Origin of the sequence: Streptomyces sp. NRRL F-5755 (genome assembly GCF_001279365.1) — a bacterium.
GTDB lineage: Bacteria > Actinomycetota > Actinomycetes > Streptomycetales > Streptomycetaceae > Streptomyces > Streptomyces rimosus.
The window spans coordinates 13,476-32,122 of sequence record NZ_LGCW01000289.1 but is presented as its reverse complement, the minus strand read 5'-3'; the positions used below and the strand labels follow the sequence as shown (position 1 = coordinate 32,122).

The 18,647-nt window shown below is 71.0% G+C and carries 17 protein-coding genes; 9 read left to right on the top strand and 8 right to left on the bottom strand.

Going from position 1 to position 18,647, the window contains the following annotated elements; all coding sequences use genetic code 11:
• Positions 1–47 precede the first annotated feature (47 nt).
• Positions 48–1,637 (bottom strand): AMP-binding protein, encoded by a 1,590-nt coding sequence (locus ADK86_RS30205; protein WP_053699471.1) that lies wholly within the window; start codon positions 1,635–1,637, stop codon positions 48–50.
• Between the two features lie 998 nt (positions 1,638–2,635).
• Here ADK86_RS30205 and hemA point away from each other — a divergent pair.
• The 6 genes from hemA to ADK86_RS30175 all read left to right on the top strand — a co-directional run bounded on the left by hemA (position 2,636) and on the right by ADK86_RS30175 (position 9,421).
• Positions 2,636–3,853: a 5-aminolevulinate synthase gene (hemA, locus tag ADK86_RS30200; RefSeq protein ID WP_030600503.1), complete on the top strand. Its 1,218-nt coding sequence runs from the start codon at positions 2,636–2,638 to the stop codon at positions 3,851–3,853.
• Positions 3,850–4,368 (top strand): GNAT family N-acetyltransferase, encoded by a 519-nt coding sequence (locus ADK86_RS30195; RefSeq protein ID WP_053699470.1) that lies wholly within the window; start codon positions 3,850–3,852, stop codon positions 4,366–4,368. Before hemA ends, ADK86_RS30195 begins: the two co-directional genes overlap by 4 nt.
• 4 nt (positions 4,369–4,372) lie before the next feature.
• Entirely contained in the window at positions 4,373–5,455 is a 1,083-nt protein-coding gene (locus tag ADK86_RS30190; RefSeq protein ID WP_053699469.1) for a Gfo/Idh/MocA family oxidoreductase, read from the top strand.
• Complete coding sequence (locus ADK86_RS30185; protein ID WP_053699468.1) at positions 5,452–6,666, top strand: MFS transporter; 1,215 nt, start codon at positions 5,452–5,454, stop codon at positions 6,664–6,666. Before ADK86_RS30190 ends, ADK86_RS30185 begins: the two co-directional genes overlap by 4 nt.
• A gap of 37 nt (positions 6,667–6,703) precedes the next feature.
• Positions 6,704–7,741 (top strand): LysR family transcriptional regulator, encoded by a 1,038-nt coding sequence (locus tag ADK86_RS30180; RefSeq protein WP_159393994.1) that lies wholly within the window; start codon positions 6,704–6,706, stop codon positions 7,739–7,741.
• A 528-nt stretch (positions 7,742–8,269) separates the two neighbouring features.
• Positions 8,270–9,421 (top strand): winged helix DNA-binding domain-containing protein, encoded by a 1,152-nt coding sequence (locus tag ADK86_RS30175; protein ID WP_053699466.1) that lies wholly within the window; start codon positions 8,270–8,272, stop codon positions 9,419–9,421.
• A gap of 95 nt (positions 9,422–9,516) precedes the next feature.
• Here ADK86_RS30175 and ADK86_RS30170 read toward each other — a convergent pair whose 3' ends face one another.
• From ADK86_RS30170 to ADK86_RS44860, 3 genes are all read right to left on the bottom strand, one after another.
• The gene (locus ADK86_RS30170) at positions 9,517–10,254 is read right to left on the bottom strand and encodes a Crp/Fnr family transcriptional regulator (RefSeq protein WP_053699465.1); all 738 of its coding nucleotides are present in this window, start codon (positions 10,252–10,254) and stop codon (positions 9,517–9,519) included.
• Between the two features lie 24 nt (positions 10,255–10,278).
• Positions 10,279–10,932, bottom strand: coding sequence for a chemotaxis protein CheB (locus ADK86_RS30165; RefSeq protein WP_053699464.1), 654 nt, complete (start codon positions 10,930–10,932; stop codon positions 10,279–10,281).
• 157 nt (positions 10,933–11,089) lie between these two features.
• The gene (locus ADK86_RS44860) at positions 11,090–11,365 is read right to left on the bottom strand and encodes a response regulator transcription factor (protein WP_324611426.1); all 276 of its coding nucleotides are present in this window, start codon (positions 11,363–11,365) and stop codon (positions 11,090–11,092) included.
• Positions 11,366–11,505: 140 nt separating this feature from the next.
• On the opposite strand from ADK86_RS44860, the gene ADK86_RS30155 reads away from it, so the two are divergent.
• From ADK86_RS30155 to ADK86_RS30145, 3 genes are all read left to right on the top strand, one after another.
• Positions 11,506–11,904, top strand: coding sequence for a hypothetical protein (locus ADK86_RS30155; RefSeq protein ID WP_053699463.1), 399 nt, complete (start codon positions 11,506–11,508; stop codon positions 11,902–11,904).
• A 105-nt stretch (positions 11,905–12,009) separates the two neighbouring features.
• On the top strand, positions 12,010–12,813 hold the full coding sequence (gene aph(3')-VIIIa / locus ADK86_RS30150) for an aminoglycoside O-phosphotransferase APH(3')-VIIIa (protein ID WP_053699462.1): 804 nt from the start codon (positions 12,010–12,012) through the stop codon (positions 12,811–12,813).
• 40 nt (positions 12,814–12,853) lie between these two features.
• On the top strand, positions 12,854–13,438 hold the full coding sequence (locus tag ADK86_RS30145; protein ID WP_053699461.1) for a hypothetical protein: 585 nt from the start codon (positions 12,854–12,856) through the stop codon (positions 13,436–13,438).
• Positions 13,439–13,477: 39 nt separating this feature from the next.
• On the opposite strand, the gene ADK86_RS30140 is transcribed toward ADK86_RS30145, so the two are convergent.
• Genes ADK86_RS30140 through ADK86_RS30125 form a run of 4 tightly spaced genes read right to left on the bottom strand, consistent with a single transcriptional unit; the run spans position 13,478 to position 18,640 of the window.
• Positions 13,478–15,082: an ABC transporter ATP-binding protein gene (locus ADK86_RS30140; protein WP_053699460.1), complete on the bottom strand. Its 1,605-nt coding sequence runs from the start codon at positions 15,080–15,082 to the stop codon at positions 13,478–13,480.
• The gene (locus ADK86_RS30135; protein ID WP_053699459.1) at positions 15,079–16,041 is read right to left on the bottom strand and encodes an ABC transporter permease subunit; all 963 of its coding nucleotides are present in this window, start codon (positions 16,039–16,041) and stop codon (positions 15,079–15,081) included. The genes ADK86_RS30140 and ADK86_RS30135 overlap by 4 nt, the downstream gene beginning before the upstream one ends.
• On the bottom strand, positions 16,041–17,039 hold the full coding sequence (locus tag ADK86_RS30130; protein ID WP_199834502.1) for an ABC transporter permease: 999 nt from the start codon (positions 17,037–17,039) through the stop codon (positions 16,041–16,043). Before ADK86_RS30130 ends, ADK86_RS30135 begins: the two co-directional genes overlap by 1 nt.
• On the bottom strand, positions 17,036–18,640 hold the full coding sequence (locus tag ADK86_RS30125) for an ABC transporter substrate-binding protein (RefSeq protein ID WP_053699458.1): 1,605 nt from the start codon (positions 18,638–18,640) through the stop codon (positions 17,036–17,038). The genes ADK86_RS30130 and ADK86_RS30125 overlap by 4 nt, the downstream gene beginning before the upstream one ends.
• Positions 18,641–18,647 lie beyond the last annotated feature (7 nt).

Here is an 18,647-nt window from a genome sequence, read left to right as displayed (position 1 = left end):
AGTTGACCCAGCGGTCTGCCGGGATGTCGGGGTATCGGGGTGGTGGATCAGTGGCTGAGTGGCCCGGCGGTCTCGTACTCACTCAGCGCCCAGGCCCGCAGGGCCACCTTGTCGAGCTTTCCGCTGGGGTTGCGGGGCAGGGCTTCCACATGGCTGACGGCGGTCGGCAGCTTGTAACGGGCCAGCCGCTGACCGGCGTACGCGCGGACTTCCTCGATGGTGAGCCGGGGCGCCGCGCCGTCCTGGCGCAGCACCGCGACCGGGGTCTCGCCCCACTTGGGGTGCGGCACGCCCACCACCGCCACGTCATGGACGTCGGGGTGCGCGGCGAGTACCCGCTCGATCTCGGCGGGGTAGACGTTCTCCCCGCCGCTGATGATCATGTCCTTGAGGCGGTCGACGATGTACAGCAGTCCCTCCTCGTCGAGGTAGCCGATGTCCCCGGAGTGGAACCAGCCGGAGCAGTCGAACGCCGCCGCGGTGGCTTCGGGGTTGTTCCAGTAGCCCGGGGTGACGTGCGGCCCCCGGACGCAGACCTCCCCCGGCATCCGCGCTTCGGTGACGGTGGCTCCCGTCTCGGGGTTCGTCAGCCGTATCTCGGTGTACGGCATGGGGAAGCCGGCCGAGTCGGGGTGATCGCCGACCAGGTGTCCGGGCAGGTACGTCGCGAACGGGGCGGTCTCGGTCAGCCCCCACGCCTGCTGCAATTGGACGCCGCGGGCCGCGTAGTCGCGCACCAGTTGTCCAGGTACCGGGGCCCCGGCCACGACCGCGGCCGTCAGCGCGGTCAGATCGGCTTCGGCGAATCCGGGGGTGCAGGCCAGCGCGGCGAACATGACCGGCACCGCGAACACGCTGTTCACCTGATGCTGCGTCAAGTCGGCAAGGCACTGGGCGGGTTCGAAAGCCCGCCTGACGACCACGGTGCCACCGCGGGCCAGGGCGCCCAAGGTGAAAGCGTTGAGGCCGCCGATGTGGAACATGGGCGCCACCGCGAGTGTGGTGTGGCGGGGGCGCACGTCGAGGGAGCCGGTCACGTTGAGGTGGTTCCACCACAGGTTGCCGTGGGTCAGCATCACGCCCTTCGGGCGGCCCGTCGTCCCCGAGGTGTACATCAGTACGGCGATGTCGTCCGGACCGGCCTTGACGGCTTCGCCGCGCGGAGCGCTCCCGCCCGCCTCGGACAGGCGCTCCCAGCGCGGATGGGCCGAGGTGGCGGCCGGGACGAGCGGGTCACGGTCGCCGAGCAGGAAGCGGCGGACCGGCGAGCCGTCGGCGATACGGTCGACGACCGGCCGGTGCCCGTCCTCGGCGACCACGGTGTGGGTGCCGGAGTCGTGGAGCAGGTAGGACACTTCCTCGGCGGCGAGCCGGAAGTTGGCCGGGAGGAAGATCGCCCCGAGGTGGGCGGCGGCGAGCGCCGTCTCCAGCAGCAGTGCGCTGTTGTGGCCGAGGTAGGCGACGCGGTCCCCGGCCCGCAGACCACCCTGGGACAGGGTGCCGGCCATTTCACGTACGAGGGCGCTCAGTTGGGCGTACGTGATTTCGGTGCCCTCGTAGATGACGGCCGGCGCGTCACCGGCGACCTGCGCCCAACGGTGCACGGCTACGGCCGTGCTGACGCTGACTTCTCTCATGATTCCCCCGTGCTGAGTGGATGCGAAGGTGGTGCGGATGCCGCTGTGGGCTGTCGTGACCGCCGGGACGTGGGTGCGGGCGTGCGGGCTTGCCCCCGTTACGGTTCGGCAGCCGGGTTGTTGACGGAGCGTCAGGTGTAGCCGTCGGATACGGCGACCGACCGGCCGGCGTCCCATCGAGGCGAAGTGGCCGAACTGCTCGCGCCACCGCTCGGTCCGCCCGGTGCCGATGGCGCCGGGAGGCTCGCCAACGGATGTGCGGCAGCATTCGCAGCCGACCGATTCATCTCATGGTGATACGGCCCCACGCAGGGCCGGGAATCGGCTGCGGGCGGTGCGCGGAAGCAGAAGTTCGGCTCTTGCCTGCGGTGGTACCGCGGCGTCAGGCGAGACAGCAGAAGTGAATGGCGAGACCAGTCGTGTGGTCAGCATGCCGAAGAATCATGTGGTTCATCCCCCGTTTGAACACTGTCGTTTCTCAACGACGGGAGGGAACCTAACAACAGTCCGTTGAAGACTCCAAGCCACCATGTCCGATGTCCGGGGCTTTTTGCGCCACATCGAAGCGTAAGACACGCTAGGTGCCTCTTAGTGAGCAGAAGTCAGAAATAACCGTTTTAGCCGCCTCGAATAGTGACTCTACGTACAACTTCCCTACGCAACGGCGAGATGTTGACCACTTTCCGCTACGAGCCGTCGCCCCCTGTGGCGCTGATCACGGCGTCATCGCGCCACACAGGAACCCTCACCCCGCTCAGGAAGCAGGCGCCGACCTGGGGCAACGACGCCCCACCGACCGCGCCGTAGCCCCCGAACCCGCCCTCGGTGCTGTGATCAGCATCTCACCGACCGCTGTCAACTCCGTTGACCAGCGGTCATACAGAAGGTGCATCACAGATGCAGGCGGCCGACTTGCGGGGGAGGTTCCCGCTGTATGTAATTCCGGCGTTTACATGACACGTGCGCTCAAGTGCGCATGTTAGTTGCAAGGCGGGGGAATGTACGAAAGCTATCTGGCGGAAAAGCTTGACAAGCTGAGACGAGATGGCCAGTACCGAACGTTCACAGAAATCAATCGTCACGCGAACGCGTACCCGAAGGCGACGCGTCGCGCGGCCGACGGGCGCAGTCAGCAGGTGACCGTATGGTGCAGCAACGACTATCTGGGGATGTCGCAGCACCCCAAGGTGGTCGGGGCCATGCACCGGGCGATCGATGAGTACGGAGCCGGTTCCGGGGGGTCGCGGAACATCGGCGGAACTCACGCCCACTATTCCGCGCTGGAGGCTTCGCTCGCCGAATGGCACCACAAAGAAGCCGCACTGGTCTTTCCCACGGGATACAGCTCCAACGATGCGACTCTGCGGTGCCTGCTACGCCTGCTGCCCGATCCCATCGTCCTGTCCGACGAGCTGAACCACGCTTCGATCATCAACGGGATATGCAGCACCAAAGCGGAGCGCAAGACGTTCCGCCACAACGATGTGGCCCACCTGGAAGAGCTGCTCGCCGGCCAGCCTCTGGACCGTCCGAAGATCGTCGTCTTCGAGTCCGTCTACTCGATGGACGGTGACGTCGCCCCCATCGAAGAGATCGTCAAGCTCGCGCACGAATTCAACGCGCTCACCTACCTCGACGAAGTGCACGCGATCGGCATGTACGGGCCCCGGGGTGCCGGGATCGCGGCACAGCTGAATGTCGATCACCTCGTCGACATCATCCAGGGCACGATGGCCAAGGCGATCGGCGTCATCGGTGGCTACATCACCGGCTCGACCACCCTGGTCGACGCGATCCGCAGCTTCGCCTCGGGCTTCATCTTCACCACCTCACTGCCACCGGCGGTCGTGGCGGCCTGCCACGCCAGCGTGGAACACCTGAAGACCTCTACTGCCGAACGGGACGCGCTGCAGAGCAAGACCGCCCACCTGCGTACGGCTCTGGAGGGCGCCGGGATCGAGGTGATGCCGTGCAGCACGACGCACGTTCTGCCGGTCCTGGTCGGGGACGCCGAGCTGTGCAAGCAGTCGGCCGCACGGCTGCTGGACCTGCACGGCATCTACCTGCAGCCCATCAACTCGCCCACCGTCCCGGCCGGCACCGAGCGATTCCGCGTCAACGTCACGCCGAACCACTCCGACGAGGACATCACCCACCTGGTCCGTGCCCTGGACGAGGTCTTCACCCACTTCGGACTGCACAGGAGGACAGCGTGACGACAGCGACCGACACCGTGGTGCGGCGTGCGGAGCCGGCGGACATCGACGAACTCATCCGTCTGCGCGCCTTCCTGCTCGACGGCGACGAGGAGCAGGCATCGCTCCCGTACATCGCGACGACCCCCGAGGCGCGCAGGGCGTGGCGGGCCGGCTACCGGGCCTGGCTGACGGAGAACGTGTCCCATGAGGACGTGTTCGTCTCGGTGGCCGCCGGCCCCGACCGGCTCCGGGCCTGCGCCCTTTCCGTCATCGACCGGCGTCCCCCTTCGCCTGCTCAGCCCAACGGCCGGGTGGCCTGGATGCAGACCCTCGTCACCGACCCGCGTGACCGGGGCCAGGGCCTGGCCACCGCGGTGATCGACCGTCTCTTCGCGTGGGCGGCTGCGCGCGGCGCCGACGTCGCCACGATGCAGAGCAGCAGCGGTGCCGTGGAATTCCATCGCCGGGCCGGCTGGCAGCTCTCCGAAGAGGGCCTCTATCACCGCCCCGTCACCGCGAGCCGGGAGGGATGACCCCATGGACACCGTGAAAGTACTGATCGCGGGCATGGGCTACGCCGGTACGCGCTTCCGCAGCGCACTGCGCAGCCTCTCCGGCCCGCGGGAACTCGGCCTCGACATCGAGATCGCGTACCACGCCCGGCACCGTACGGTCGAGGACATCCCCTACTTCCCCACGATCGAAGGCGCCCTCAAGGCATTCGAGCCCGATCTCGTCATCGTCGCGGTGACCGACTCCGCGCACGCCGAGATTCTGACGCGCCTCAAGGGCTACCAGGGCTTCGTCCTGGCGGAGAAGCCCCTCACCTCCGCCCATGACGACCTGGACGCCGTGACTTCGGCCCTGAGCGATGTCTCCGGCTTCGCCATGGACCTGGTCGGCCGGTACTCGGAGGCGAGCGTGGCCCTCCGGGACCACGTGCACCGTCACCGGCTGACCCTGGTGCGGGCCCACGCCACCTGGGGCAAGAACCGCATCAACGACCACCGGCCCACGGTCGGAGTCGCCAGCGAGGTCATCCATTCCCTGGATCTGGTCCAGGGGCTCGACCTCGACGGCCGGCAGCTGCGGCTGTGTGACGCCGTCGCCGTCTGCTCCGACTACTCCGTCTCCGGGCCCGCCGTCCTGGACAGCGTGGCCCTGACAGCTCGGCTGGGCGACGCCGTGGTGAGCGTCTACAGCAGCTTCGTCAACGTCACCCGGCAGCGCACGATCGACTGCGTCTTCCGGGACCGGGAAGGCGGCCTGGTATACGCCACCGTGGAGTACTCCAACCCCACATGGGACGCGGACCACCTGCGGATCTGGCGCGAGGCCGACGGCCGGGAAGAGCTGCTGTGCGAGGTGGACACCCGCCACGACCCGGTTCCCGATGGGCACAGCACCATCGTCTCGCTGCGCCGCGTCGTCACGGACGCCGTGCGGTTCGCGCACAACCGGCAGCAGCCTGCCGTACCGTTCGCCGGCCTCGAGGAGTCCGTACGGCTGCAGCGCCTGCTCAACGAGATCGAACAGAAGGCCGCGGTGACCGAACCGGCCAGCTACTTCCCCAACGGTCGCCGGATCATCGCCGAAACGGACTTGGAGCGCCTCGGATGAGCGCCACAGAGACAATATCCACCCCCAAGAAGGACGACACCCGCGGTAGGTTCATCCCGCTGCTGGCGCTGGGCACGTTCGCGCTGGGCGTGGACGCCTACGTGATGGCCGGACTGCTGCCCCTGGTGTCGGCGGATCTGCACATCTCGGCGTCGTCGGCCGGCCAGATGGTCACCGTCTTCACGCTCTGCTACGCGCTGGGCGGGCCGGTCTTCGCCACCCTGCTGGCCGCTCGGCCGGCGAAGGTGGTGCTCGGCGTGGCGCTGGTGGTCTTCACCATCGGCAACGCCTTGACCGCCGTCGCCCCCAGCCTGTGGGTCCTCCTGATCGCCCGCGCGGTCGCGGGCATCGGTGCGGGCGTGTACTCGCCCATCGCCGCCGCCACGGCAGCGGGTCTGACCGCTCCGGAACGGCGTGGCCGCGCGCTCGCCACCGTCATGGGCGGCCTGAGCATCGGCACCGTCATCGGTGTCCCGGTCGGCATGCTGCTCGCCTCGCACATGGGGTGGCGCGGCACGCTGTGGCTGATCACCGCGCTGGGCGTGGTCGCGCTGATCGGGATCATGCGGCTGCCGCAGGTCGCGGTGAGCCCGCCGCCGCCGCTGGGCCGGCGTGTGCGCGCCCTTGCCAGTGGCCGGGTCGCCGGCATCGTCTCCGTCTCGCTGCTCGGCGGTATCGCCAGCCTTGGTCTGTACACCTACCTCGCCGAGTTCGTCGTCGACGCCGCGCACACCGACCAGACGGTCTGGGCCATGTGGGCCTGGGGCGCGGGCGGCATCGTCGGCAGTCTGCTGATCGGCCGCATCGTGGACCGCACCGGCCGGCCCTTCGCCGCGGTCACCTGGATCCTGGTCCTCGTCGTGGTCAGCCAGCTCGTCCTGCCCGTCGCCGCGCACACCGCCGTGGCTCTGGCAGCCGTCCCGCTGGTGATCTGGGGCGCGGCCGGATGGGCCATCCAGGTGCCGCAGCAGCACCAGCTCATCGCGGCCCAGCCGGAACAGGCCACGGTCGCCGTCTCTCTCAACAGCTCCGCCGTCTACCTCGGCAGCGGCCTCGGGTCCGCGCTCGGCGGCGTGGTGCTGGGCCTCGGCGTGGCTCCGGGCTCCCTGCCGTACTACACGGCCGCACTCACCCTGGTCGCCCTGATGGTGCACCTGACCGTGGTACGTGGTGCCGTACGACGTGGGGGAGATGCCGTTACGGCCCCCTGAGCTGGGACGACAGCCACAACTGGCTAGTTTGTACCCCATGGAAATCGGTTTGCATCACTTGCGATGTTTCCTCGTCCTGGCCGAGGAGCAGCACTTCACCTGGGCCGCTGATCGTCTCGGTATCTCCCAGCCCACCCTCAGCCGGCACATCCAGCGTCTGGAGGGGGCCCTGGGCCGGACCCTGCTGGACCGCAGCACCCGCCACCCCCGCCTCACCGCGGACGGGAGCCGACTGCAAGCCGATCTCCAAGCCCTGCTGCCCCAGCTGGAAATGGCTCTCCAGCCCCCCGAGGCGCAGTCCTCACTGCGCCTCGGCTATGCCTGGGGCTTTCCCCTCCAGCGTGGCCGTCGAGCGACGGCCACGCTGGAGGAGCAGCACCGCGTCATCGTGCACACCGTGCGCCAGGACGACCGCACCGCCGGACTGCGCGACGGTGCGGTCGACGCGGCCCTGCTCTGGGGGAGCATCAGCGATCCGCGCCTGGTCACCACCGAGATCCTGCGGGAGCCGCACATCGCGGCGATCTCCCGCACCTCCACCCTGGCCGTACGTGACCGTGTCACCTGGCGCGACCTCGGGCGTCGCTGCCTCATCGTCAATACCGTGAGCGGCACGTTCACCCCGCAGGACTGGCCGGCCGATGCCACCCCCGAGGTCGGCGTGGAAACCTCCAACATCGAGGAATACCTCCACGCCGTCGCCGCCAGACGCGGAGTCGGGGTGCTCCCGGTATCGGTGGCCGCGCAGTACCCCGATCCGGACATCCTGTACCTGCCGCTCACCGGCGCCCCGCCCGCCGTCCTCACCTATGCCTACCCGCGCAACAATCCCCACCCCTACGCGGCGACCTTCGGGCGCATCCTGCGCCAGGACCAGGCCAGCGAGCGGGCGAGCCACTTAGACGTGGTCTCAGTTGGCCGGCCTGCGGTGGCCGATGAGGGTCGCGGCCATGGCGGTGACGGCAGGAAAGCGGTCCGCGTCGCGTTCGTAGCGGCGAAGCAAGCGGCGGCAACCGCCCGGCCACGGCACGGTTCGCCCGATCACTCGGCGGTGCCTACCGAGTCGGTGGGATGACGTGATGCCCTCGCGGGTAATGCGGTGGCGGGCGTCGCGTTCGTCGAGCACAACAGGGTGGAGCCGGGCTCAGACGCGGCCCCGGCTCCCCTGGGCAAACCCGCGGCAGACGGCGGGCCTGGTTGAGCTCGGCGCCGCTACGGCACTCCTCGCGGCACCGGTCGCCGGCGCCCCTGCCACGGCTTGGGCCGACGAAAGCAACACTTTCTACAAGAGTGAGCAGGAGGTCATGGACGTCCTCGGCAAGAGCGCGCTGCTCAAGGACCAGGCGTCCATCCAGAGCGATCTCGGGCCGGGTCCCGCCTGGCGCTGAACGAGTTCCGGGGTGTCGAGCCGCCCGGCTGGATGCGGGCGTCCTGACGCCGTGCCCGGGCCGGAGAGATGGCCCGTGTATGGGCCGCGCCCATGAGGAGCGGCCCATACGTCCAGTTCGGCCACGTGGATCAAACGGCAAGGCCGGGGCCGTAACCCGCGCCCAAGAGGCCGTGGGGTATAGGCCGCACGCGGGCAGGGCGGCAGAATCGCCGCATGGTGATCACCGCGCGTGCCCTCAACCGTTCCACGCTGGCCCGGCAGTTGCTGCTCGCCCGCGCGCCGCTCGATGTGGCCGACGGGCTGAAGCAGGTGGTCGCCCTACAGGCGCAGCAGCCCGCGTCGCCGTACGTCGCCCTGTGGAACCGGCTCAGCGGCTTCTCCCCCGCCGACCTCGACGCCGCCGTGTCCGGCTTCCGGGCGGTCAAGGCAACGCTGATGCGGGTGACGTTGCACATGGTCCACGCCACGGACTACCGCGCCTTTCGTGAGGCCGTGGAACCGACGCTCCGCGGCGCCAGGCTCGGCGACGCCCGTTTCACGGCGTCCGGGCTGACCGCCGCCGACGCCGGCACGCTCGTACCGGAGTTGCTGGAGTTCGCCGCGCGACCGCGCGCCACCAGCGACATGCAGGGGTGGCTCGAAGAGCGTCTGGGGGCGCCGCTGGAGCCGTCGGCCTGGCGCATGCTGCGGCAATACGTTCCGCTGTGGCACGCGCCCGTTGACGCGCCCTGGCTGTTCGACACCCGTCAGACGCACGTCGCGGCGAGCACGCGGCCGGTCCTGGCGGACCCCGATGCGGCCGCCGCGGGTTTGCAGGCTCTGGTCCGCCGCTATCTGGCGGGGTTCGGGCCGGCGTCGGTGGCGGACGTGGCGCAGTTCGCGCTGGTGCAGCAGTCGCGGGTCCGCGCCGCTGTACAGGCGCTCGCCGACGATCTCGTATCGCTGGAGGGCCCCGACGGGGTGGTGTTGTACGACATACCGGGCGCGCCCCGGCCGGACGAGGACACTTCGGCGCCGCCCCGTCTGATGGCGATGTGGGACAGCGTCCTGCTCTCCTACGCCGACCGCGGCCGCGTCATTCCGCCCGCGTACCGCAAGCATGTGATCCGCAGGAACGGCGACGTGCTGCCCACTCTGCTGGTCGACGGGTACGTCGCCGGTGTCTGGCGCCCGGTCGACGGACAGATCGAGGCCGGGGCCTTCCACCCGCTCCCCCGCCACGTCTGGGACGGGCTGGCCGCCGAGGCCAGTTCGCTCGCGCGGCTCCTCGCCGACCGCGATCCCGGGGCGTACCGCCGTTACGACCACTGGTGGGCCAAGGGGCTTCCGGCGGCCGAGACGCGGCTGCTGCCGCCGGGCCCCTGAGCCGGGCCCGAAACCGCCCCGTACTCAGACCGGCTGTGTCACCGCCCCGTACTCAGACCGGCCGTGTCACCGCCCCGTACTCAGGCCGGGCCGTGTCACCGGCCCGAATCGGTGGCCGAAGGGAACGTCGCGTCGATGGACTCGCGGATGACGCGGTAGCAGCTGCAGGCGTTCGCTTCGAGGCGCTCGCGGTCCAGGAGCGTGATGATGCCGCGGCTGTAGCTGATGCAGCCGTCCTCGGCCAGGGCGCCCGCGACCTCGCTGACCGACGATCTGCGCACCGCGAGCATCTGGGCGAGGAACCGCTGGGTGAGCGGGAACCGGTCGCTGTGCATCCGGTCGCCGGTCATCAGGAGCCAGCGGGCGCACCGCTGGCGGGTGCGGTGACTGCGGTTGCAGGCCGCGTTCCGCGCCAGCTGGGTGAACATCGCCTGGGTGAAACATTGCAGTATCTGCTGCAGCCGCCCGTCCAGGACGGCGATCTCGTGGCGGAACCGGTCGGCGTCCATCCGCAGCCCCCGGCCGGGGACCTGGCACACCGCCCGTTCGGTGGGGCTGCCGACGCCCAGGAAGACCGGGAGCCCGACCATGCCCTCGTCACCGACGGTGGCGACCTCGACGGCCGGTCCGTCCAGTTCGGCGACGATCGAGATCACTCCCAGTACGGGGAACCACACGGCGTCGATCGGTTCCCCGGGGCGGTACAGCACATCACCGGAGTTCAGCTCGGCCGACTTCAGGTGCGGCTCCAGCCGGCGGCGCTCGGCCTCCGGCAGGGCGGAGAGGAGGCGGTTGCCCCTGGGGTCGTACGGGCCGGTGGCGCCGTTCGTCATGCGTACCCGCCTTTCGTGCCGTGGTCAGGCGGTGGCCTCGGGTGGGATCACCGCGGCCCAGGACGGCAGCGACACCCGCATCAGCCCCGCGGCGCCCGGCACCATCACCAAGCTGACCAGCGCGTGAGCCAGCACCGGCAGGGGCAGCACGAAGTCTATGCAGCCGGTGGCCATCGCGGCGCTCGGCATGCCGAAGGCTTCCGAGGTGGTGATGTCCTGGGCGAGCACCCGTCCGCCCGCGCCCCTGATGTGCCGTACGCCCAGGGCGCCGTCCTCCAGGCGCCCGGTGAGCACCGCCGCCAGGGCCCGGGACCCGAAGGCGGCCGCGGCGGAGGCGAACATCGGGTCCGCCGAGCGGTGGCCGTTCGCGGCGTGCAGCGACACCTTGCCCTCGGGGGTGAAGGCCGCCCACTGGCCCGCCGGTACGACGTGCGCGACGCCGGGCGCCAGCTGATCGCCGTCCTCCAGCAGCCGTACGGGCAGCGCGGAGCGGTACCGCAACACCCCGACCAGCCCGTCCCGCTCCCGGACCGGCCGGTGCTGCACCAGCACCAGGGCAGCGGGGAACGTGTCGGGCAGCGCCGCCAGGATGTGGCGGTACGCGCTCACGCCGCCGAGCGACGCGGCCAAGCAGACCACGTCGAAGGCGGCGAAAGACTTCTGAACGGTACCGAACACAAGACCAGCCTAATGCCCGGAACCGTACACAGGAGTGCGGCGCGGGGTGCCGGGCCCCACATCGGGCGAGCCGGGGCCGGGGCCCCACACCGATCGGCCCGGGGCCGTGCGAGACGGGCAGCGGATCGGCCGACGAGGACGGTCCCGCCGACGCGCCCTACCTCTTCCCCGCGTCCCGTACGAGCAGCGCCATCTGCACCCGGTTCGACAGTCCCAGTTTGGCCAGGGCCCGGCTGACGTGGGCCTTGACCGTACCCTCACTCATCGCCAGCTCGCGCCCGATCTCCGCGTTGGCCAGTCCCCTGGCCACGGCCCGTACCACCTCGTCCAGCCGCATGGTGACCTTGGGCATGAGCATGGCGCTGCCTTCGGCGACGGTGCGGCCGGCGTGGGCGAGGTCCGCGGGGAGGTGTCCTTCAGAAGGAAGCCGCACGCTCCGTTGCGCAGGCCGACGAGTCCCATGCCGCTGCCGGGCAGGGCCTCGACGGGGCGGAGAAGGCGGCGGAGAGGGTGGGGCGGGGGAGGGCAAAAGCAGGGGGCAGGGGCGGGTCCCAGGGGGTGTACGGTACGCGAGTGCCCGATCTCGACTTCTACGCACACGTCGCCGCGCGAGGCGACGTCTTGGGAACCGGCATCGGGGCCGACCCTGACGCGTGGGAGGCCGCTTTGGGGGCGGGCTATCTGGACGATGCGGGCGAAGGCTTGCTGCGTCGGGATTACGGGCTGGTGGAGCTGTCTTTCTCGGATGCGGGAGAGCCTCTTTCCTGTTTCGGGATCAGTGTCCAGGTCCATCGGCTGCTCTACGACCTCTCCATACCGACCTCACTTACGGGTGCGTATGGGGAGTTCGCGCCCCGCGTCCGGGGTCCGGTGCTCGCGTCTTTGTCATCGACGACCCCGGCCCTTATGGGGACGGCGACCACGATGCCGGTGATCAGGAGGTTCACCAAGCGGGCGATGTGTGGGCATTGAGTGTGTCCCCGGCCTGGTGGGGGTCGCGTTAGGTGGCTCTTCCATCGCCCACCCGCCCCCAAAGTCGGATGCACCGCGATCTCCGATGCTGAAGAATTCCGGAGCATGGACGATGCGTTGCGTGCGTTGCGGGGTCGGTATTCCGGTTGTGAGTGGGCGGCTGTGGGTGATGGGGCCTCGGGGGCTGATGTTTATCGGCTTCGGGGTGGTGGGCGCGAGTTGTTTGTCAAGGTGGCGGCTGCGGGGCCCGGGGTGGGCTTGTTGGGTGAGGCTGAGCGCCTGGGGTGGTTGGCGGGGGAGGGGATCTCCGTACCTCGTGTTGTGGAGAGTGGTGGGGACGGAAGGGTCGCCTGGTTGGTCACCGAGGCGGTTCCTGGGCGTCCGGCCAGTGCGCGGTGGCCGCGGCGGCAGCGGCTGGACGTGGCGGTGGCGCTCGCGGGGCTCGCTCGTTCGCTGCACGCGCTGGACTGGGAGCGGTGTCCGTTCGATCGCAGTCTTGCGGTGACGGTGCCGCAGGCGGCCCGTGCTGTCGCTGAAGGGAGCGTCGATCTGGAGGATCTGGACGAGGAGCGGGAGGGGTGGTCGGGAGAGCGGCTTCTCGCCGAGCTGGAGCGGACTCGGCCGGCGGACGAGGATCTGGCGGTCTGCCACGGTGACCTGTGTCCGGACAACGTGCTGCTCGATCCGCGTACCTGCGAGGTGACCGGGCTGATCGACGTGGGCCGGGTCGGGCGTGCGGACCGGCATTCCGATCTCGCGCTGGTGTTGCGCGAGTTGGCTCACGAGGAGGACCCGTGGTTCGGGCCGGAGTGTGTCGCGGCGTTCCTGCGGGAGTACGGGCGCGGATGGGAGGGGGAGGTATCGGAGGAAAAGCTGGCGTTTTACCGGCTGTTGGATGAGTTCTTCTGAGGGCCCTGCCGGTGTTGGTGGCTGGGTAGGGTTGCGTCGCGTGGGTGACAGCACAGTGTGGACGTTGGCCATCGCGTCCGTGACGGGTGGTACGGCGGTTCTTGCGAGTTGGGTGGCCGGGCGGGGCAGTACCCGGGCGGCTCGGGTCCAGGCGGAGATCGCCGCGCGGGCGCAGCGGGCCGAGCGGTTGCGGGAGAGCCGCCGGGCCGCGTACCTGGACCTGATCGAGCAGACGCACCGTATGGGTGAGCTGTACTGGGAGATCTTGGCGGTGCTGCGCAATGGTGCCGGAAGCGCCGGTGGTGCCGGTGGTGCTGGTGGTGCCGGCGACCCCGACGGTGCGGGTGACATCGCGCAGGCTCTGAAGGAGCTGCACGATCGGGAGATCACGGAGTACGCGAAGATCCGTCGCTGTGCGCGGGTCGTCGAGCTGGAGGGGCCGCCCGAGGCCGCGGCCGCCGCGCTCGCCCTCCAGCGGACGACCGGTACGTTCTACCGGTGCGTCAAGGCCGCGATGGAGGGCGATGCCGACGCCCGGGAGGAGTTCCGTACCGCCTTCTCTCCTTTCTGGGCGGCGCTGGAGGACTTCGTCGAAGCGGCCCGCACCGCCCACCAGGCGGGGTGAAAGGGGACGGGGTCAGGGGAGTTTCTTCCCGCCCCTCCCCTACGCCCCAGGCACCCCCACCCGCGCCCCCGATGACGCCTCGACCAAGGCGGCCGTGAAGGGATGGCCGGGCGCCGCGAGGACTTGGCCGGTGGGGCCCTGTTCGACCGGGTTGCCCGCGTCCAGGACGAGGATCTGGTCGGCGGTGGTGACCGTGCCGAGGTCATGGGTGATCCATACCAGTGCCAGGTCCGGCTGTTCGCGGAGGTGGCGGTCGAGGACGGTGAGGATGCCGTGCCGGGTGACCGTGTCCAGGCCCGAGGTGATCTCGTCGCAGATCAGGACGCGGGGTCGGGCCAGGAGGGCGCGGGCGAGGGCCGCGCGCTGGAGTTCGCCGCCGGAGAGCCGGCCGGGGCGGCTGTGGATGTGCTGCTCGCCGAGCCCGACCTCGGCGAGGAGTTCCCCGGCCTCCCGTGTGGCGTCCGCGGGGGCGGCTCCGCGCAGGCGGATCGCTGTGCGGGCGACCTGCGCCAGGACCGTGCGGTGTTCGTCGAAGGACGCCTGTGCGTCCTGGAAGACGTACTGGACGGCCGCCAGGTGCGCGGGCGTACGGTCGCGGAGGCTGCGCGGCAGTGGCACGCCGTCGAGGAGGATGTCGCCTTCGTATCTACGGTGGAGGCCCGCCAGGCACCGGCCGAGCGTCGTCTTGCCGCTGCCGGAGCGGCCGACGACGGCCACTCGCGCGCCGGGCGGCATGCGGAGGGAGACGTTGCGCAGCACGTCGACGGTGCGGCGGGGCCTGTTGCCGCGGTGGTGTGCGGTCAGGTCGCGGACTTCCAGCACGGGGAGGGGGTCGAGCTCCGGTTCGGTGCGGGGCCCGGCGTCGGTCTGCTCCTCCGGGGACGGGAACAACTGGCGCGTCCAGGCGTCCCGGGGCGCGAACAGTTGGCGCGTCCAAGCGTCCTGGGGCGCCGACGCCACCTGCTCCGCGGGCCCCGCCTCGACCACCCGGCCGTCTCTGAGGACCACGATTTCGTCGGCGAGTTCCCGTACCACGTCCAGGTCGTGGCTCAGCAGCAGGACGCCGATGCCCTGCTGGACGACCGACATCAGCTCCGCCACGATGCGGCGCTTGGTGAGGGCGTCCTGGCCGGTTGTCGGTTCGTCGGCGACCACGACGCGGGCGCCGAGCAGAAGGGCCTGGGCGAGTACGACGCGCTGTTGCTGGCCGCCGGACAGCTGGTGGGGGTAGCGGCGCAAGAGATCGTCAGCGTCTGGGAGTTGGGCCCGGGTAAGGGCCTCGGTGACGCGGTGGTGGGCTTCCTTGGCGCGTTCGCGGCGCGGGAGGTGGCGTACCTGGGTACGGGCGATGTCGGCGAGGAGGGCGCCGGCCCGGCGGGCGGGGTTGAGGACGGCCGCCGGATGCTGCGGTACGTGGCCGACCAGGCCGCCGGCGACGGTCACCGTGCCCGTGACCAGGGCTTCCGGCGGATACGCGCCGAGCAGGGCCAGGCCCGTGGTGGTCTTGCCGCTGCCGGATGCGCCGACCAGCGCGGTGACCGCGCCCGCGCGGACCCGCAGGCTCACTCCGTCGACGACGGCCCGGCCGCCGACCTCGACCCGCAGGTCGTCGACCTCGGCGACGACGTTCGCTGCCGCGCTCACCGGCGGCCCTCCTTGGTGTGTCGTGGGAAGAATCGAAGGGACGGCCTGCGAAGGGAGGGCCCCGGGTGAGGCCGTGGGCGCTTCCGGCCCTCCCTGCTCTCCCCCTTGAGCGCGCGGTCGCGCCCCTCCCCCTCCAGCAGCCCGTCGAAGAGCAAATTGCCGCCCATCGACAGGGCCACGATCAGCAGCGCGGGCACGACCACGGCCCACGGCTGTACGAACAGCCCGGTGCGGTTGCGGTCGACCATGACCGCCCAGTCCGCCGCGTCCGGTTCCACGCCGACGCCCAGGAACGCGGCGGTGGCGACGAGGTAGAGCACGCCGGTCAGCCGTACGCCCGCGTCGGCGGCGAAGGTGCGCAGCGCGGACCGGCCGACGTAGCCGACCGCCGTACGCCACCAGGTCTCGCCCTGCATGCGCAGTGCCTCGACGGCGGGGCGGGCGGCCGCTTCTGCGGCGGCGGCGCGTACGATGCGGGCCGCGTCCGGGATGTTGACCAGGGCGACCAGCAGCGCGAGGCCCGCGGCGCCCGGTGAGAAGACGGCCGCGACCAGCAGGATCAGCAGCAGTGACGGCACGGCGAGCAGCACGTCCAGCGGGCGCATCAGCAGTTCTTCGAGCCAGGCGCGGTGGGTGAGGGCGGCGGCCAGGCCCAGCGGTACGGCGACCGCGTAGGCGAGGGCGGTCGCGGCCAGCGCGACGAGCACCACCGACTGCCCGCCGAGCAGGATCTGCCGCCACACGTCGCGCCCGACGAAGTCGGTGCCGAGCCAGTGGCCGCCGCCGAGGGTGAAGGACGCGGTGCGCGGCCCGGCGTCGCCCGCGAACAGCGGGCCCAGGAGGGCGAGCAGGAGGGGCACCGCGGTGATCAGCAGCCCGGCCCGGCCGGGCCACCGTGTCGCCCGCTTCGTCCGCGCCGTCACTTCGCCGCGCACCGTCCTCTTCAGCCGTTCCGTCATCACGCCGCCACCCCCGCCCGCGGCGCCAGCCGTCGGGCCACCAGGTCGGCGCCCAGGTTGAGGACGACCGCGATGACGCCGAAGACCACGGCCAGGCCCTGGACCACCGGCACGTCGCGTTCGGCGACCGCGTTCATCAGGACGGTGCCCAGGCCCGGGATCACGAACAGCGCCTCCACGACGATCACTCCGCACAGCAGCCAGTCGACGGTGCGGGCGAGCTGCTGGGCGGCGGGCGCGAGGGCGTTCGGGAGGGCGTGCAGATAGCGGACGCGCGCGGTGGACAGGCCGTACCGGGTCGCCTGGCGGACGTACGGGGACCGCAGCGCGTCGATCATTCCGGCCCGTACCAGGCGGCTGATCGAGCACACCGGCCGGGAGAGCAGCACGAGCACGGGCAGGACCAGGACGGCCGGGTGGGCGAGCAGGTCGCCGCCGAAGCCGACGGCGGTCGGCGGGAGCCAGCCCAGCCGTAGCGCGAAGAGGGTGACCAGGAGCACGCCGAGGGCGAACTCCGGTACGGCGTAGACGGCGAGGGTGGCGGAGCTGACCAGCCGGTCGGCGAGCGAGCCCGCGCGGCGCGCCGCCAGCACGCCGAGGCCGACGCCGGCCGGTACGAGCAGCACCACGGTGATCGCGGCGAGCAGCAGGGTGGGGCCGAAGCCGTCGGCGAGGTAGGTGGCGACGGGGCGGCCGGAGGCCAGCGAGGTGCCGAGGTCGCCGTGCAGCAGCCCGAGGAGCCAGTCGGCGAACCGTTCGGCGGCCGGGCGGTCCAGGCCCAGTTCCGTACGGATGGCCGCGATGCGGGCCGGGTCGGGCTGGTCCCCGGCCAGGGCTACGGCCGCGTCGCCGGGCAGCGCCTCGGTCAGCGCGAAGACCAGCAGCACGACGGCGGCGGTCTGCGCGACACCGAGCAGCAGCCGGCGCGCGAGCCAGGAGCGCAGTGCCGCCGCTGCGGCGCCCGCCCGCGCCCGTGGGGGCGCAGCCACCGCCGTCACGCCAGCCACACCTTGTCGAACCGCGCCCAGTCCAGCGTGTTGGCGGGCGCGTCGTGCGCCACGCCGTGCACCCGGCGGGACGTGCCGACGATCCAGTCCGCGAAGCCCCACACCAGGAAGCCGCCCTCGGCGTGCAGACGGCGCTGCATCCGCCCGTACACGGCCGCGCGTTCCTTCTTGTCCTTGGTGGACTGGGCCTGCTGGTACAGGGCGTCGAAGTCCTTGTGGTGCCACTTGGTGGCGTTGGTCGTCGAGTCGCTGAGCAGCCGCTGGGAGATGTGCGATTCGATGGGCATGGCGCCGGAGCGGTAGCAGCACAGGGTGCCGCGGTCGAGGATGTCGCTCCAGTAGCTGTCCTTGCTGCCGGACCGGACCTGAACGGTGACGCCCGCCTTGGCGGCCTGGTCGCGGAAGATGCCGGCGGCCTCGGTGAACCCGGCGGCGACGGGTGAGGTGTCGAGAGTGATCCGCAGGTCCTCGGCGCCCGCCTGCTTGAGGAGGTGGCGGGCGCGGTCGAGGTCCTGGTGGCGCTGCGGCAGGTCGCCCGCGTAGTACTCGTAGCCCTTGCCGAACAGGTCGTTGCCGATCTCGCCCGCTCCGGAGAGCGCGCCGTCGAGGAGTTCCTTGCGGTCGGCGATGAGGAAGAACGCCTCGCGGACCCGCTTGTCGTCGAACGGTGCGCGGTCGGTCTTCATGGCGAAGGACTGCATGGCGCTGTTGCGCAGCCGGACGATTTCGATCTGCCCCTTGCCTTCGTGGGCGCGCGCGGTGGTGGGGTTGAGTTCGTGTGCGTACTCGACCTGGCCGCCGAGCAGGGCGTTGACGCGTGCCGATTCCTCGTTGGCGACGACGAATTCGAGCTCGTCCAGGTGCGGGGCGCCGTCCCAGTAGGCGTCGTTGCGCTTGACGACGCAGGAGCGGCCGGGGGCGAAGGAGACGAAGCGGAAGGGGCCGGAGCCGACGGGCTCGGCGAAGTCGGCGGTGGTCGTGCCCTTGGGGATGATGTACGCGCCGAAGGCGGCGAGGACGTTGGGGAATTCGGCGGTGGGGCGCTTCAGCCGGAACTCGACGGTGTCCGGCGAGACCGCCCGGCTGGCGGCGAGGTCGATGGGCTCCAGGGACGCCTTGGCACGGTACGCCTTCTTGGGGTCGGCTATGCGGCGGAAGCTGTAGAGGACGTCCTCCGCGGTGACCGGCCTGCCGTCGTGGAAGGCCGCCTTGCGCAGGGTGATCCGCCAGCGGTCGAGGGTGTCGTTGGGTTCCCACTTGGCGGCCAGACGGGGGCGGGCTGCCATGTCGGTGCCGCAGTCGGCCAGCTTGTCGTAGAGGGCCTTGGCGCGGGCGGCGTCGGCGAAGAGGTTGCCCAGGTGCGGGTCGAGGGTTTCGGACGCGCCGCCCCCGGCGAAGGCGGCGCGCAGCCGGCCGCCGCGCCGGGGGCGGCCGCCGGTGTCCGACGGGCCGGGGGCGGTCCCGCAGCCGGCCAGGACGAGTCCGGCGGCGGCCGTGACACCCGCGGACGCGGCGAGGAAGCCGCGCCGTCGCAGGCCGGGGAGGTCGCCGGGTTCCCGGCCGGTCTGCCGGGAGGAGGGGAGTTCGGTCATGGTGGGT